This is a genomic window from Ornithinibacillus contaminans (assembly GCF_001038425.2).
In the GTDB taxonomy this organism is placed as follows: Bacteria; Bacillota; Bacilli; order Bacillales; family Amphibacillaceae; genus Ornithinibacillus; species Ornithinibacillus contaminans.
The window spans coordinates 110,725-126,745 of sequence record NZ_LDPV02000050.1 but is presented as its reverse complement, the minus strand read 5'-3'; the positions used below and the strand labels follow the sequence as shown (position 1 = coordinate 126,745).

15 protein-coding genes are annotated in these 16,021 nt (G+C 40.3%); 12 read left to right on the top strand and 3 right to left on the bottom strand.

Annotated elements, in window-relative coordinates; translation table 11 throughout:
* Window positions 1–25 precede the first annotated feature (25 nt).
* From pstC to pstB, 3 genes are all read left to right on the top strand, one after another.
* On the top strand, window positions 26–982 hold the full coding sequence (pstC, locus tag JF53_RS13810; protein WP_047980315.1) for a phosphate ABC transporter permease subunit PstC: 957 nt from the start codon (window positions 26–28) through the stop codon (window positions 980–982).
* A gap of 2 nt (window positions 983–984) precedes the next feature.
* Window positions 985–1,869 carry a phosphate ABC transporter permease PstA gene (gene pstA / locus JF53_RS13805; protein ID WP_047980316.1) on the top strand — a complete coding sequence of 295 codons (885 nt, stop codon included), beginning with the start codon at window positions 985–987 and terminating at the stop codon, window positions 1,867–1,869.
* A gap of 81 nt (window positions 1,870–1,950) precedes the next feature.
* On the top strand, window positions 1,951–2,751 hold the full coding sequence (pstB, locus tag JF53_RS13800) for a phosphate ABC transporter ATP-binding protein PstB (protein ID WP_330218291.1): 801 nt from the start codon (window positions 1,951–1,953) through the stop codon (window positions 2,749–2,751).
* A gap of 80 nt (window positions 2,752–2,831) precedes the next feature.
* On the opposite strand, the gene JF53_RS13795 is transcribed toward pstB, so the two are convergent.
* Window positions 2,832–4,523: a methyl-accepting chemotaxis protein gene (locus JF53_RS13795; protein WP_047980318.1), complete on the bottom strand. Its 1,692-nt coding sequence runs from the start codon at window positions 4,521–4,523 to the stop codon at window positions 2,832–2,834.
* A gap of 135 nt (window positions 4,524–4,658) precedes the next feature.
* Window positions 4,659–6,473 (bottom strand): LysM peptidoglycan-binding domain-containing protein, encoded by a 1,815-nt coding sequence (locus tag JF53_RS13790; RefSeq protein ID WP_047980319.1) that lies wholly within the window; start codon window positions 6,471–6,473, stop codon window positions 4,659–4,661.
* Between the two features lie 202 nt (window positions 6,474–6,675).
* On the opposite strand from JF53_RS13790, the gene JF53_RS13785 reads away from it, so the two are divergent.
* From JF53_RS13785 to JF53_RS13775, 3 genes are read left to right on the top strand one after another with little or no spacing between them, the layout of a single operon-like run.
* Complete coding sequence (locus JF53_RS13785) at window positions 6,676–7,038, top strand: DUF2089 domain-containing protein (RefSeq protein WP_047980410.1); 363 nt, start codon at window positions 6,676–6,678, stop codon at window positions 7,036–7,038.
* Window positions 7,039–7,052: 14 nt separating this feature from the next.
* On the top strand, window positions 7,053–7,436 hold the full coding sequence (locus JF53_RS13780; protein ID WP_047980320.1) for a hypothetical protein: 384 nt from the start codon (window positions 7,053–7,055) through the stop codon (window positions 7,434–7,436).
* A gap of 8 nt (window positions 7,437–7,444) precedes the next feature.
* Window positions 7,445–7,735 carry a hypothetical protein gene (locus tag JF53_RS13775; RefSeq protein ID WP_047980321.1) on the top strand — a complete coding sequence of 97 codons (291 nt, stop codon included), beginning with the start codon at window positions 7,445–7,447 and terminating at the stop codon, window positions 7,733–7,735.
* A 164-nt stretch (window positions 7,736–7,899) separates the two neighbouring features.
* Here the strand turns inward: JF53_RS13775 and JF53_RS13770 are convergent, their stop codons facing one another.
* The gene (locus JF53_RS13770; protein ID WP_047980322.1) at window positions 7,900–9,147 is read right to left on the bottom strand and encodes an MFS transporter; all 1,248 of its coding nucleotides are present in this window, start codon (window positions 9,145–9,147) and stop codon (window positions 7,900–7,902) included.
* Window positions 9,148–9,406: 259 nt separating this feature from the next.
* On the opposite strand from JF53_RS13770, the gene JF53_RS13765 reads away from it, so the two are divergent.
* The 6 genes from JF53_RS13765 (at window position 9,407) to JF53_RS13740 (ending at window position 15,893) form a co-directional block, all read left to right on the top strand.
* The gene (locus JF53_RS13765) at window positions 9,407–10,405 is read left to right on the top strand and encodes an ABC transporter ATP-binding protein (RefSeq protein ID WP_047980323.1); all 999 of its coding nucleotides are present in this window, start codon (window positions 9,407–9,409) and stop codon (window positions 10,403–10,405) included.
* Entirely contained in the window at window positions 10,402–11,397 is a 996-nt protein-coding gene (locus JF53_RS13760; protein WP_047980324.1) for an ABC transporter ATP-binding protein, read from the top strand. The genes JF53_RS13765 and JF53_RS13760 overlap by 4 nt, the downstream gene beginning before the upstream one ends.
* A 90-nt stretch (window positions 11,398–11,487) precedes the next feature.
* Window positions 11,488–13,059 (top strand): ABC transporter substrate-binding protein, encoded by a 1,572-nt coding sequence (locus JF53_RS13755; RefSeq protein ID WP_047980411.1) that lies wholly within the window; start codon window positions 11,488–11,490, stop codon window positions 13,057–13,059.
* Between the two features lie 86 nt (window positions 13,060–13,145).
* Window positions 13,146–14,150: an ABC transporter permease gene (locus JF53_RS13750; protein WP_047980325.1), complete on the top strand. Its 1,005-nt coding sequence runs from the start codon at window positions 13,146–13,148 to the stop codon at window positions 14,148–14,150.
* 52 nt (window positions 14,151–14,202) lie between these two features.
* Entirely contained in the window at window positions 14,203–15,105 is a 903-nt protein-coding gene (nikC, locus tag JF53_RS13745; protein WP_201777910.1) for a nickel transporter permease, read from the top strand.
* Between the two features lie 176 nt (window positions 15,106–15,281).
* Window positions 15,282–15,893: a response regulator gene (locus JF53_RS13740; protein ID WP_047980326.1), complete on the top strand. Its 612-nt coding sequence runs from the start codon at window positions 15,282–15,284 to the stop codon at window positions 15,891–15,893.
* Window positions 15,894–16,021 lie beyond the last annotated feature (128 nt).

The window sequence follows — 16,021 nt, the reverse complement described above, 5'->3', positions numbered from 1 at the left end:
AGATTTGGAAGGAGTGCCGCGCCGTATGGCAGCAAACATCGAGCGAAACGAGAAAAACGGTGTTGATGTTAAAGGGATGATTCAAAAAAACAAGCAATCCAAGAGCATAACGAGTGTCACAGAGAAAGTAATACCAATATTGCTCTTCTTGTTTGCTATCATTTCGATATTAACAACCGTTGGAATTGTTGTAACGTTACTATCAGAAACAGTTGAATTTTTTAAACAAGTACCAATCTGGGAATTCTTTACGGGGACGGTTTTAAAACCACTTAGTCAAAACCCAGAATTTGGTGTACTGCCGCTTATTAATGGGACTATCATCTCATCCTTAATTGCAATGCTTGTGGCAGGGCCAATCGGGATTATGGCGGCAATTTATTTAAGTGAATATGCTTCCGATAGAGTGAGAAGAGTTTTGAAACCAATGCTAGAAATTCTTGCCGGGATTCCGACGATTGTATATGGATTTTTTGCTTTTACATTCGTGACGCCACTCATTCGTTCAATTTGGCCAGAAGTAGAAGCAACGAATATTTTGAGTCCGGGAATTGTGATGGGGATTATGATTATCCCGATGATCGCTTCGCTATCAGAGGATGCCATGACATCTGTGCCAAACGCAATGCGTGAAGGTGCCTTGGGCTTAGGTTCTACCAAGCTAGAAACAACATTCAAGGTGGTTATACCAGCCGCATTATCTGGTATTATTGCTTCCTTTGTATTAGGGATATCTCGTGCCATTGGGGAAACCATGATTGTTACTATTGCCAGTGGTAGTTCCAAAAATTTCACCTTTGATATTACCCAGTCCATGCAAACGATGACGGCTTATATAGTAGAAGTATCTGGTGGAGAAGCAGCGGCCGGATCCACGATTTATTACAGCTTATATGCGGTTGCGATGACATTGTTTGTATTTACGCTAATCATGAATTTACTTGCCAGATATGTCTCTCGTAAGTTCAGGGAGGAATACTAATCATGAAATATATCGATGCAGAACAAGTTTCCAAACGTATGACGGGACGAATTGTTAAAAATAATATCCTTAAAGCACTATTCTTTCTTGCTACCTTATTTGGACTAATAGTCTTAGCTATATTAATTTATCGCGTTGTGGCCGATAGTCTTGGCTGGATTGACTGGAATTTTCTAACTGGAAGATTATCTACTAGTGCTGATCGGGCTGGAATTATGGGAGCGGTACTTGGAACCCTATGGATGATGGTCGTGGTTGCACCAGTTACGCTTATTTTGGGAATTGGTACAGCAATCTATCTAGAACTTTATGCTAAAAAAGGTCGTCTGCAAGCAATTATCCAGACCAATATTGCCAACCTTGCTGGGGTGCCATCGATTGTGTACGGAATTTTAGGCTTAACTATTTTTGTTCGTGCTATGGAGATGGGCAATATCATTTTAGCTGGTGGACTAACATTATCACTATTAATTTTGCCGATTGTAATCGTGGCTGCACAGGAAGCGATTCGTGCGGTACCACAATTTCTAAGTGAAGCTTCCTACGGTATGGGGGCAACCAAATGGCAAACGATTAAGAACATTATTTTACCGGCAGCTTTACCAGGTATTCTAACTGGTGCGATTTTGGCCCTTTCTCGTGCGATTGGGGAAACAGCACCACTTACTGTCATTGGAATACCAGCGTTGATTATTCCGTTCCCAGGTGGGATTTTTGATAAATTTACCGCACTGCCAATGCAAATTTATTACTGGACACTTGATTCATCATTAGTAGCCGAATATGCAAATCTTGCAGCTGCAACGATTGTAGTCTTACTCATTCTATTATTTGTACTAAATTCAGCAGCAATCTTAATCCGGAATAAATTCCAACAACGTTTCTAATCATTGTTTAGGCATCCTCGTTACTAACTAATATGAAGGAGGATATTCATGAGTCTTTTAACAGTTAAGGAGAATATAAGAATGGAAACCAACACTAACAACGATACAATCACAACAGCACAACCAAATGATGTAGTATTTGATACAAAGGATTTAAATCTTTGGTATGCAGATACACATGCGCTAAAGGACATCAACCTTGCTATTAATGAGAAAGAGGTTACGGCGATTATTGGTCCATCAGGCTGTGGAAAATCGACTTATTTAAAAACCTTAAATCGCATGGTTGAATTAGTTCCTACTGTACGTACGACCGGTGAGATTACGTATAAAGGAAGAAGTATTTTGGATAAATCCTTTAAAGTAGAGGATTTACGAACTCATGTGGGCATGGTGTTCCAAAAGCCAAATCCATTCCCGAAGTCGATTTATGATAACATTGCTTATGGCCCAAGAGTTCATGGTATTCGTAACAAAAAGATACTAGACGAGATCGTAGAAAAGAGTCTGCGTGGTGCTTACATCTGGGATGAAGTGAAGGATCGGTTAAAGGAAAATGCTTACGGACTTTCAGGTGGACAGCAACAACGTCTATGTATTGCCCGGACACTAGCAATCGAGCCGGATGTTATTTTAATGGATGAGCCAACCTCTGCACTGGATCCGAAGTCTACCTTGAAGATTGAGGACTTAGTACAGGAATTGAAGAAGGATTATTCCATCGTTATTGTCACGCATAATATGCAGCAGGCTGCTCGTATCTCAGATCGTACGGCATTCTTCTTGGACGGTGAAGTAGTAGAATTTGATGTGACCGATACGATTTTTACGAACCCAACCGATATTCGTACAGAAGATTATATTTCTGGACGTTTCGGTTAAGAATTAAAATTTCATCTCCCCCCCCAAAAATTGATGATACAAAAAGACTGTGTTCAGCGAGCACAGTCTTTTTTAGTTTGTTATTTTAAATGTTTGGTGCTTTCGGTTAATGATTTGGAGAGATCGGTTAATTTTAATCCGATAGCATGTGTCTGTTCTACTTGCTTCAATTGATTGTCGCTTGTAGCTAGCATTTCTTCTGCACTGGCAAGGGTTTCCTGTGACACGGAAAGGAAGCCGAGGGATTCCTTTTCCAACGTTGGTAAAATGTTCTCTAGGTCTGTTAGTTCTCCTTGTACCCCTTGAAGCTCTGTGCTGACAACTTTAATTTCTTGTAATAAATCATCAAGCGATACTTTAGCTTCATTTGATTTTTTTAATGTTGTGTTCGTCTTGTCTAACATTTGCTCAAATTCCTTCGTAGCGGTATGGGTAACAGCTTCCATATTCATAATCGACTCGGTAATTTGAACTGCTGCACTGGATGACTGTTGAGCAAGGTTTCCAACCTCGTTAGCAACAACCGCAAATCCCTTTCCAGCCTCACCAGCTCGTGCTGCTTCTATTGACGCGTTTAGAGAGAGTAGTTTCGTTTGCTCGGCAATCCCTTGTATCAAATCGACTAGCTTATTAATGGAACTAGAATAGTTTTGAACATCTTTAATTGTTTTGGTTAAATGGTCGAAATCATCTCGGAAGGTTTGTACCGTATTGATTAATTCCGCCATGCTTTGCTCACCGTGTTTAGCAGAGGCGTTCATGTCATAGGAGCTAGAAAAGATCGTTTCCATGCTTTTCATCATGTCATCAATCTTTACTGTCATCGCTCTAAAGGATTCTGAACTCCCTTCTGAGCTACTTGCTGTTTGTTCTGCTCCTTGTTTAACGGCTTGAATGGCATCGATTAAATCCTGGCTAGATGCAAGTGTTCCATTAGAAGCTTGCTGTAGTTCTTGACCGGTCTGTTCTAAGTTAGCGGTTGTATCCTTGATTTGATGTAGCATCGCTCGCATATTGGTGATCATGGCTTGATAGCTTGTACTTAATGAGGATATTTCCGGTATTTTTGTTTGAATCACATTGGAATCCACACGCAAATCACCAGTGCGTATTTGCTTCATTTTTTCCCGTAAGAGTCCAAGTGGTTTGGTTATACTGCGAACAAAAAATAACACGACAACCGTTGCAATGCTAATACTAATCAAGATGATACCAATTATGTAGTAGGCCATTTGATTGATAGTAGCCATATAGGAAGCGTTTGGAACTAGTACAACATAGATACCATCAATACCTTCCACTTCTTGAAAACTTAACGTATATTCCTCACCATCAATTGTGTGCTGTAGCAGTCCTTTTTTCATTTCGCTAATGGTTTGGACGAGGGTTTCAGGGATTTCTGGTAAGGAATTAGTACTAACATTAAATGCTGCAACACTATCTCCGGTGAGGTAGAAATAGTCAGAAGTTATCCCATCACTTGCAAGTTTTTCTTTTTGCGCGCGAATATTACTTTCCAGTTGTTGCATAAAGTAGTCATCATCACTGACATACAGGAATTTTAGGTTTTCAGCAATGTAACCCATAAGCTCTGCTTCACGAACGAGACGGTTTTCAATGGATTCAATTGTGGCATTTCGTGCAAGCGTGTAGGAACTTATTCCAACAGCTGTAATAGAAATCGTAAGTAGTGTGATAAAGATGCCTAAAAGGCGACTCCGAAGACTGATATTTCGTTTGCTGCGACGTATTTTCTTTTCCGAGCTTTTCAAGTTTTAACCTCCACCGATAGTATATATAGTAAATTATACCAACGGATTGTAAACCTACTGTTAAGTTAGTGTGAAGTTTGAGTAGAGCGGGAATAGAAAAAAGAAGGCGGTAGGGAATTTGCGCCTCCTGGAATTTTAGAGAAATTGAATAGTCGAAGCAATCTCTTCAATATGGTATTTATCAGCCCAAAGAACAAAGAATTGATAGGTGTTACCACCAATTACAACTGGAGTTGGGTACCGTATAATGATGGACGCCTGATTATTCATTAGCTGTGGCTGGTCGTCAGATGGGTAAATAAAGCATGCTTCCTGTGATTGAATTTGAATTCTTGTAATGGTAGGGTTGGAGCCATATGGCATTAACTGATGGTAAGCATCACTTTGACATACGTCATCAAGTGAACCGGAAGATGAGAGAGCACTAATTTGGAAAAATCCTTCAGGTCCTTCAAAGCGCTCCGGAGTTATATGAATCCAATCAGCTGGGTACTGGAATTGAATGCGAAAGGTAGGGTTTCGGAAAGTTGCTTTCGATGTACTATTGCTTGTAGGTGCCCATTGTACGGCCATGATATTGTTGCGTGTTACAAGTCGTCTTGGTGCAGGGTGTCGTAAATCAGTAACCCATATTTCGCTCGCTGCCGCATCAGCGGAACATCCAGAAAGATAGGCTAGTTTCGTTTGATGAGGAGACCAATCAACAGGACTCGAAAAACAGTTGGAAATTGCAACGGTTTGCTCCCTTCCTCCTTGGTTAGTTACCAATCGAATAAGCGAATAGTAGCCTCTATCTTCATAAGCAGTTGCGCTAAAGGCGATGGAAGACGAATTAGGAGACCAAGTTGGGAAGTAATTTTTGGCTAATGGCCCACCTGGTACTTCCATTGTATTTCCGGTAGATAGGTCTAGTATGTGGATAATGGAGATACTTGCACCAGGAGTCGTGTAGAGTACTTTGCTTCCATTTGGTGAAAGTCTTACATCATTTAAATTTCCTTCCGTATTAGCAGTAAGCTGTCGTAAGCCAGTTCCATCTACACCAATCCGATACAATTGACTAATCCCATTCGAATCATGTGCTTGGAAAATTAGTTCACGTCCATTTGGGAACCATTGTACATCAGTTGCGCCAGACTGGTTGATTTGATGTGCCGCATGTGTCGTGATGTTATAGAGCGTAATAGTACTTCCTTTTGAATAGGCAAGCCACTCGCCATCTGGTGACCAGTTTAAGAAAATCCCTGCTTCATTAGGAAACTGATCGATGCTGGCGATTTCTCCTGTACCTAAATTGATAACGTAAAGAATATTATTTTTCCCGACAAAAGCAATTCTTCCCCGATCTGGAGACCAATACGGTACCGAGAAGGATTCTCCTAATCCAGTTGTCAGTAGGTGATTTGCACCAGTTGCCCCGTTGTATAACCAAATATCAAAGCCATTGGCATCACCAGCGGTATAAGCAAACATTTCCTGTTCGCCTAACGGGGCATATGGAATTTCTAGGGTCATTCCAGGAAAAATTGTTGTAGAGGTTAAATTGTTTAGTAACTGAATTAATTCCGTATTCACACGTCCACCAGTTGTGACATTATACCGTAAGCCTATTTGATAAAGTGAATCTCCAGGCTGTACAACATAGTAGGAAACCCCAGGGGGTACTTCTAACAGCTGACCAGGATAAATGGTGTATGGAGCAGTTAAATTATTTGCTTCTATTATCACCGAAATCGGAACGCGGTAGCTAGCTGCGATTAGATAAAGAGAATCACCTGCCTGTACCCGGTAGCGTTCAATACCAGGCGGCATGGCGAGCTGTTGACCAATAAAAATTCTATCTGGATTCTGTACATTACTGGCAGCGATTAAGGAATTCAGGGGAATTCCCCATCTTCTTGCTATTCCACTTAATGTATCTCCGGGTTGTACGGTATAGAATGTTTGCATACGTATTCCTCCTATAATTACTGCTTTAATAGGATATTCACCTAGAAGTAAGGAAGTTCGCGCGAAAATAAACTTAATAATTTTAATAAGATAATTAATTTTATTGACATACGACAACTAAATCATTAAATATTTTAAAATATTGTTTACATTCCGTGTGACTGATTATATAATGATAGCAAAAGAAGGAAAGGGAATTGGTATGCCGCACCCATTATTAACGAATTGTCCAGTTTGTCAAAACACACTTACTGTCACAAGGTTACAATGTAATCACTGTGATACAACAATTGAAAATGAATTTTCGTTTTCAAATCTATCTTTACTATCGAAAGAACAGCTTCAATTTATTGAAACATTTTTATTGTGCCGAGGTAACATTAAAGAGGTTGAAAAGGAGCTTGGTATTTCGTATCCAACTGTACGAGGCAAGTTGAATGACATTATTGAAGGCCTTGGACATGATACAAAGCCAAAACAGGTTACTGACGAGCGTAAAATTGTTGGTATGTTAGAAAGAGGAGAAATTTCTCCTGAAGAAGCAATAGCGATGTTAAAAGAATAGAGGAGGAAGGGAATATGAAGGAAGAAATTGCGAAAGTATTAAGCATGATGGAGCAAGGAAAGATTGATGCGGATAAGGCTGCAGAACTAATATCCCTATTAAAGGAAAAGGAAGGAAATGTTAAATCTTCTTCATCCAAGAGTTATCTTGATAAGACTCTAAAAGTCCGTATTACGTCAGAAGAGAACGATAATGTAAACGTTAATTTACCAATCCGACTTTTTCAAGTCATTTTAAAGACGGGGCATGGCATTGCTGGCAATATTCCGCAGGCAGAAAAGTATGTCAAGGACCTAGATGTTGATTTAATTATCGAAGCAATTGATCAAGAACTTGTGGGGCAAATTGTAGATATCACTTCTGGAAATGGTGATAAAATCTCCATATTTGTTGAATAGGTGATTAGATGATAAAGGTTAAAATTAGATTGGAGAATTCAATTAAATTAACAATCCTATTACCGTATTTTTCCTTATATTTTGCTAGTTCTTTAATTTGCTCTAATTATGTATGGAAACGAATAACAAGAAATATGGATAACGTTACGATGGACACAACTAGAATATATCCTCCGATTAATAAGCAATTAATTAAACCACTTCTAAAGATTACCATTAAAGAATTCCAGAATTATAGAGGAACAACAATATTGAATCTACAAGCATCAGACGGTACGAAGGTTTCTATTAAGTTATAAGAAGAGGTTGGGACATAAGTGAAATGAGTAAGTAAAGGGACGAAAGAAAATTTAGATGCTATTAAAGCACTAATTTAGGGTAGGGAATATACGAAGTTATATGCACCCCAAAGTTATAGTTAGTTCGGATTTTCTTCGATAAAGTCACTTATGTCCTATCTACCTTATTGATCGCTAGATTTCAACGATCTAAATACGATAAGGAAATACAAGGATCCTACTAAATACAATCCTGCCGTAATGGTAAAGACGTGTGCATATCCCCAGTAAGCTCCTTTTAACATGACAATTGCTGTTGAGATAGGTCCCATAAATGCCCATCCTAATTGAAATACCATTTGGTTGATTGAATTAGCCAACCCTTTAACAGAGTCATCCACTTTTGACATCATCAGCGATGATTGAATTGGATTTCCTGCATTCATTAACGCCTGTCTAAATAGAAAACCAATCGTTGCAAGGACTAGGTTTTCGGTGTAAGCCGTCAACAATAAAAATGGGAGTGAGGAAAGCTGTAAGTAAACAACAGCCCTTACTTCGCCTACTTTTTTCACGACGAGAGGCCCAATGAACATTGCGACAGCAGTTGCCGCTTGCCCTAAGGAAATAATTAGTCCGATGACCGAGTTGGTTGCTTCGAAACGATCGGCAAAATATAGATTGAGATATGGAATAACAAGTCCACTACCAAATCCGATGAGAAGCTGTGCTACCGCAAATAAGGCAATGACTTTAAAACCGGTTTTATTGGATTGAAAAAATTCTCTAAACGGTATTTTCTTCGCTGTCTCTTGTTTTGGTTTTGCTCGTTCTTCCATTTTTAGAATCGGAATAAAGGCAACTAAATAGAAAATACTCCCAATGATTAACGTGTACCGAATACTGGTTAGCTCTGATGTAAACAGTGAAAAGAAATCGGTTAAAGTTCCACCTAGCAAACTACCAATCACACTAGCTGCCGTCATAATCGCAGCATGCAGACTAAACAAGTGCACACGTTGCTTTGGCTTCGAGTTCTCCGCTAGCCATGGAATTGACGACACTTGTAAGAACGCAGTAAAAATCCCGGTGGCAAACCCCGCGATTAATAGAAGTGATTGAAGCTCCACAACACTACGTAAGAGTAAAACGATACCCGCAGCAATAACCCCATAGAACATAATGCGCTTTCTTCCTAGTTTGTCACTAAGTATCCCTGCAGGTACGAGAATAATAGCTGTTGCAAGGGAGGTTAGGGCAATTACTTGACCATTGACCTCATGACTCATACCAAGTTCTTGTATATAAATATTGTAAATTACCATAAACATACCCAAACCAATTTGCGAATAAATATTGGCCCAGATTGCTAGCTTAATATTCGTATTGTACGTCTTTAATTGTGCTGACCATTCATGGATGAATACTGTCATGTTGTCTCTCCGCCTTTAATATTTCGTGTCCCTAAGCAATAGTACAATCAAATAGATTACTTGTAAATAGGAAGTTACAACTATCCTAAAATCGACCAACAAGTCTTCCAAAGCCCTCTGATTCGACATATTTCGGGTGGTGACAGGCACCGCTTTTGAGAAATAAGAGAAAAAATATAAATTTTGGAAATGATATGTATAATGTATATAATTCGTATTTATCTGGTAATTTTTATAAGCCATCGAAGGGGGATACAGAATGGAGTCGGTAAGGCCGCTGTTAGAGGTGAGGAACTTACATACGCATTTTTTTACGAAGACTGGAGTGGTTCGAGCAGTTGATGGCGTTAATTTTGATGTGAAGCCAGGGGAGACACTTGGGATCGTAGGAGAATCCGGATCAGGCAAAAGTATCACAGCCTTGTCTATTTTGGGACTAGTTCCATCACCACCTGGAAAGATAGTGGATGGAGAAATTCTCTATAAGGGTGAGGATTTGCTGCAGAAAAGTCAAAAGCAAATGCGTGGTATACGAGGTAAGGAAATCGCAATGGTATTCCAGGATCCAATGACCTCATTAAATCCCGTCTTTTCCGTGGAAAAGCAATTAGTGGAAACGATCATGACCCATGAAGATTTAACCAAAAAACAGGCGAAGGAACGGGCAATCGAATTATTAAATTTGGTTGGGATACCAGACCCTAGGAAGCGGATTCGAAATTATCCACATGAATTCAGTGGTGGAATGAGGCAGCGTGTCATGATTGCGATGGCGCTATCCTGCAATCCATCGCTTCTAATTGCAGATGAGCCAACTACTGCATTAGATGTCACCATCCAAGCCCAAATATTGGAGCTGTTTAAGAAAATGCAACAGGAGCTAGATATGGCCATTATTATGATCACGCATGATTTAGGGGTAGTGGCAGAGGTTTGTGATCGTGTCATGGTCATGTATGCTGGAAAACCAGCAGAATTCACCGAAACAAAGAAGTTATTTGATAATGGAAAACATCCTTATACAGTAGGGTTAATGAACTCCATTCCGAAAATTTCACCGAATAAAGAAAAGCTAAACCCGATTACAGGACTACCACCTAATTTGAGTAATTTGCCGGCGGGTTGTAGCTTTGCCCCGAGATGTAAGCATGCAATGGAAAGCTGTCTGAGTCAAGATCCAACCCTTATCCAAGTTGATGAAAATCATTTAGTACGTTGTTTATTATACGAAGAAGTGAAAAAGGCGGTAACGACATGAGTACGCTGTTAGAGCTTAAAGACGTCAAAAAACATTTTCCATTAAAAAGCGATAAGATTCTAACCCGTGAAAAGCCAGTTTTAAAAGCGGTTGATGGCATATCTGTTGCCGTGCAATCTGGTGAAACTCTTGGATTAGTTGGTGAGAGTGGTTGTGGGAAGTCTACTGCTGGCAGGTTAGCATTAAAGCTGCTCGAACCAACAGAAGGCGAAATTTGGTTCGAGGGTAAAAACATCACAAGCTATAAGGGAGAAAGCTTGCGGAGGCTTCGGAAGGAAATGCAAATTATCTTTCAAGATCCGTATGCCTCGTTAAATCCACGAAAAACGATTGAACAAGCCTTATCCGAACCAATGAAAATCTTCGGCATGGCAAAAAAAGAACGAAAGCAACGCGTGGAATATTTGCTAGATGTGGTGGGCTTAAGCTCTTATCATAAAAATCGTTATCCACATGAGTTTAGTGGTGGTCAGCGGCAACGGATAGGGATTGCCCGGGCACTGGCATTAGAGCCGAAGCTAGTCATCTGTGATGAACCAGTTTCCGCGCTAGATGTATCCATTCAAGCGCAAGTGATTAATTTAATGGAGGATTTACAGGAGGAATTTCAGTTAACCTATGTGTTTATTGCCCATGATTTAAGTGTGGTTCACCACATCAGTGATCGTGTCGCGGTAATGTATTTAGGAAAAATTGTGGAGATTGGAGAAGCGAAGGAGCTTTATAGTAATCCGAAACATCCTTATACCCAGGCACTCTTATCCGCCGTGCCGGAAACGAATCCACAGCTGGAAAAAGAGCGAATCATATTAAAAGGAGACCTACCATCTCCAGCAAATCCGCCAGCAGGGTGTAAATTTCATACGCGATGCCCATTTGCTGAGGAAATTTGCCGGCTTCAAGAACCGGAGCTAAAGCCTGTTTCAGAAGGCGGACAACTGGCTGCATGTCACTTTGTCAAAGAAGTCATCTTACAGGAACAACTTTCGTAAAAAACGGCAGGAAACCATACAATTCTTGCGTTTTTAATAAATTTTAGTAATCCATGAGGGGGAAATAAGTTGAAGAAACGTTATGTAGTAATGCTATTAGCTGTAATTGCCATGATCTTAAGTGCATGTGGTAATGATGCAGGAGGAGACGCAGACGGTGATGGTGGAGGCAAGAAGACACTCGTGTTTGGCCGTGGAGCAGACTCCATTCAGCTTGACCCATCAACTGTTACAGATGGTGAATCAATCTATGTAACTAACCAAATCTATGACACGTTAGTTCGTTATGAGGAGGAAAATACCGAGGTTAAGCCAGCGCTAGCTACCGAATGGGGTGTTTCAGATGATGGATTAGTTTGGACATTCCAGCTTCGTGATGATGTTACCTTCCACGATGGAACAGAGTTTACCGCTGAAGATGTTGTATTCAACTTTGAACGTTGGACGACATCCGCTGATTTCGTGTACTACGGCTATATGTTTGGCGCTTCTGAGGATGATATGGGAGGCATTATTGAAAGCGTTGAGGCAACAAGTGATTATGAGGTGAAAATTACGTTATCTGAACCAAATGCGCCATTCCTACAAACATTAGCAATGCCGCCGTTTGGGATTGCAAGTCCTGATGCTGTAGAAGAATTTGGCGACGATTATTTCAAAAACCCGGTTGGAACAGGACCATTTGTATTTGAAGAATGGGTACCAGATGACAGCATTACCTTATCTAAAAATGAGGATTACTTTGGTGAAGTAGCTAAAGTTGATGAAGTTGTTTTCCGCGTCATCCCAGATAATGGCGCTCGTTTTATGGAATTGCAGGCAGGAACAATTGATTTAATGGCGGATTTAAACCCGCAGGATATTGGAACAGCTGAGGGTGATGATAGCTTACAGGTTATTCGTAGACCTTCTATGAACGTTGCTTATTTAGCGATGAATACTGCAAAGGAAGGGCCATTGGCGGATAAACTGGTTCGTCAAGCGATTAACTTAGCGGTTAATAAAGAAGAATTAGTGTCATTATACGAAGGGATTGGAGAAGCAGCGAAAAACCCAATTCCACCATCCTTATGGGGCTATAATGATGAGATTGAAGATTATGGTTATGATGTAGAACAAGCAAAAGCCTTACTGGCAGAGGCTGGATATCCAGATGGGTTTGATATTACGTTAAATACCTTCTCTAATCCAAGACCATATATGCCACAACCAAAAGTAACAGCACAGGCAATTCAAGAAATGTTAGCGGAAGTAAATATTAATGTAGAAATTATTGAAAGTGACTGGGATACTCACCTAGCAGCTACAGAGAATGGGGATCATGAAATGGCATTTCTAGGCTGGACTGGTGACAACGGAGACCCAGATAACTTCTTATACGTTCTATTAGATAAGGATAATGCGAAGGTAGGATCTGCGGGTAATATTGCATTCTATCAAAATGATGAGCTTCATGACATTCTAAAAGCAGCTCAAATAGAAATGGAACAAGATGTTCGTACTGAGCTATACATGCAGGCACAGGAAATTATTCATGAGGATGCACCGTGGCTACCAATCGCTCATACAACACCAGCGCTTGCTGCAAAAAGCAGTATTGTGAACTATGTACCGCACCCAACTGGAAGTGAACCATTCAATCTAATCGATATTCAAGAGTAACAAAACATGACGTGATGAAGGGTTTGTTGTGCTGCCTTTTAATTACAGGAGGCAGCACATATTCCTTATCAATGGAGGAATAAGCAATGGTAAAATACATTATTCGTCGACTACTTATGCTAATCCCCGTATTGATCGGTGTCTCCATACTTGCCTTTTCCCTCATCCATTTAGTGCCAGGCGATCCGGCTAGAAGCATATTAGGAGAAAAAGCTACCGCAGATCAATTAGAGGCGTTGCGAGAAGAGTTAGGATTAAATGACCCATACTTTATGCAATATGGTAGGTTCCTAGGGGATATAGTGCAGGGGAATTTAGGGGAGTCTATACAATCAAAAGAAAGTGTTGGTTTAGAACTATTTCAAAAGCTTCCAGCAACGATGGAATTGGCTGTGTTTGCTATGATTCTAGCAATTGTTATTGGTGTATTAGCTGGTGTCATTGCAGCTGTTAAACAATATTCCTGGTTCGATAATCTTAGTATGACCGGAGCACTCTTTGGGGTATCCCTACCAATCTTCTGGTTAGGACTTATGATGATTTGGATTTTCTCGGTTACCTTTAATATTCTTCCACCGAGTGGTCGGTTATCAACTGGGGTTGATTTACAAACTATCACGAATTTTTATCTGCTAGATAGTATACTTACTGGAAATTGGACGGCGTTTTGGGATGTATTAACCCATTTACTAATGCCTGGTGTGGCATTAGCTACTATCCCCATGGCAATTATTGCCCGTATGACAAGGTCCAGTATGCTTGAAGTGATGAACCAGGACTATATCCGTACAGCAAATGCCAAAGGGCTAAAGAAGCCCATTATAATATTTCAACACGCATTAAAAAATGCTTCGTTACCTGTACTGACGGTTATTGGCTTGCAATTTGGCATGTTGCTCGGAGGAGCGGTTTTAACCGAATCAATCTTCTCGTGGCCTGGTGTTGGTAGATATGTATATTTAGCGGTTCTTGGACGCGATTACCCAGTGGTTCAAAGTACAATTTTGGTGATTGCGATTATCTTTGTATTAGTCAATCTAGTAACGGATGTTTTGTATAAATATTTGGATCCAAGAATTAAATTCGAATAACCAACGCGAGCAGAAGCTTACATGGTAGACCATAGGAAAGGATGTGCAGCTCATGCCACTTCAACCAATTCCCAGTTCAGATATGACAACGGAAGAAATACTACCGAGTAAATCTAGAAATTTATGGGTGGATGCAATCCATCGACTAGTAAAAAGCAAAACGTCAGTTGTCGGGTTAGTGATTATTTTAATTCTGATTATTACCGCCCTAATTGCACCATTAATCGCAACCCATAATCCGATTGCACAGGATATTCCCAATCGTTATCAGCCGCCAACAGGAGAAAATTGGCTAGGAACCGATGAATTAGGCCGGGATATTTTTAGCCGGATCGTCTATGGAACGAGAATTTCCATTCAAATTGGTGTAATTGCGGTAGGTATATCCATGATAGTTGGGGTTACCTTGGGAGCGATTGCTGGATACTTTGGTCGTTGGGTCGATCAGATTATTATGCGCATTATGGATATTATGATGGCATTTCCTAGTATTCTTCTAGCAATTGCATTAGTGGCAGTGCTTGGTCCGAGCTTGCGCAATGCTATGATTGCGGTTGGAATAGTAGGTGTGCCTCAATTTGCTAGAATTGTACGTTCTGCTGTTCTATCGGTGAAGGAAACGGAATTTATCGAAGCGGCACGTGCCATTGGTGGCAAACACGGCCGGATTTTATTAGGACATGTTTTACCCAATAGCTTAGCTCCAATTATTGTCCAAGCAACATTAGGGATTGGTACGGCAATCTTGGATGCTGCGGGACTGAGTTTTCTTGGTCTAGGTGCGCAGCCGCCATCGCCAGAATGGGGAGCCATGTTAAGTGACGGGCGAGCTGCCTTGCAAAATGCACCATGGGTAGTCGCTTTCCCAGGACTAGCTATTTTCCTGTTTGTTTTAGGATTTAACTTATTTGGTGACGGTCTACGTGATGCTTTAGACCCAAAATTAAAACGATAGTGCCATTTCTGTAAATTTAATAGTATGATAGAGGATAAAGTTATCGCTTTATCCTTTTTTGGATAAGAAGGACGGTTTTCCCGGGCAATAGTTATTGAAGGAGATAAAGCAAAACAACGAGAGCGGAAGAAGCCATCACATGTATAGCATAATTCGAAAAAAGTAGGTGATGTGATATGAGCACAACCGTTTTAGTCGTGGATGATAATGAAGGCATTCGCTATACGTTAAAAGAAATATGCCGATTTGCGGGCTGGCGTGTTGTAGAAGCAGCAAATGGAATGGAGGCTATCACGTTTTTCGATATTATGAAGCCAGACTTGATTTTGCTAGATTATCATCTGCCGAATGGTGACGGGGTTAGCACGACGAAGTCAATACGAAAACGGAATAAGCACATTCCAATCATTATCCTAACGGCTGATGCGAGGCAAGAGGTAGCAGATTCTTCAATGGAAGCAGGAGCAACGGACTTTGCGATAAAGCCAATCAAAGCACCGGATTTAATTGCTAGACTGCGGTTGAATTTGAAATTGAGTAAGCTAACAGCAGATCATCATACTGCCTATGTCAATAAAGGGATTAAGCAAGACACATTAATGACAATTAAAAATTATTTGTTTGCCCAACAGAAAGCAGTCACGATAGACGAATTAAAGAGTGCATTGCCAATCGCTTACCAAACGATACATCGCTACTTAACGTACTTAGAAAGTAAGGGAGAGGTTGAGGTAATCGCCCAATATGGCAGTAAAGGAAGACCAAAGAACAGATACCGATTAATCTAAAAAGTGAACAAACGACACCCGTTATTATGATATAATAATTGGGTGTTTTTGTTATTTTGAGATTAGGAAAAAAATTAAAACGTAGCCTGGATAACATATAGGTATTTTTAACTAGCGTGGTTAGACTT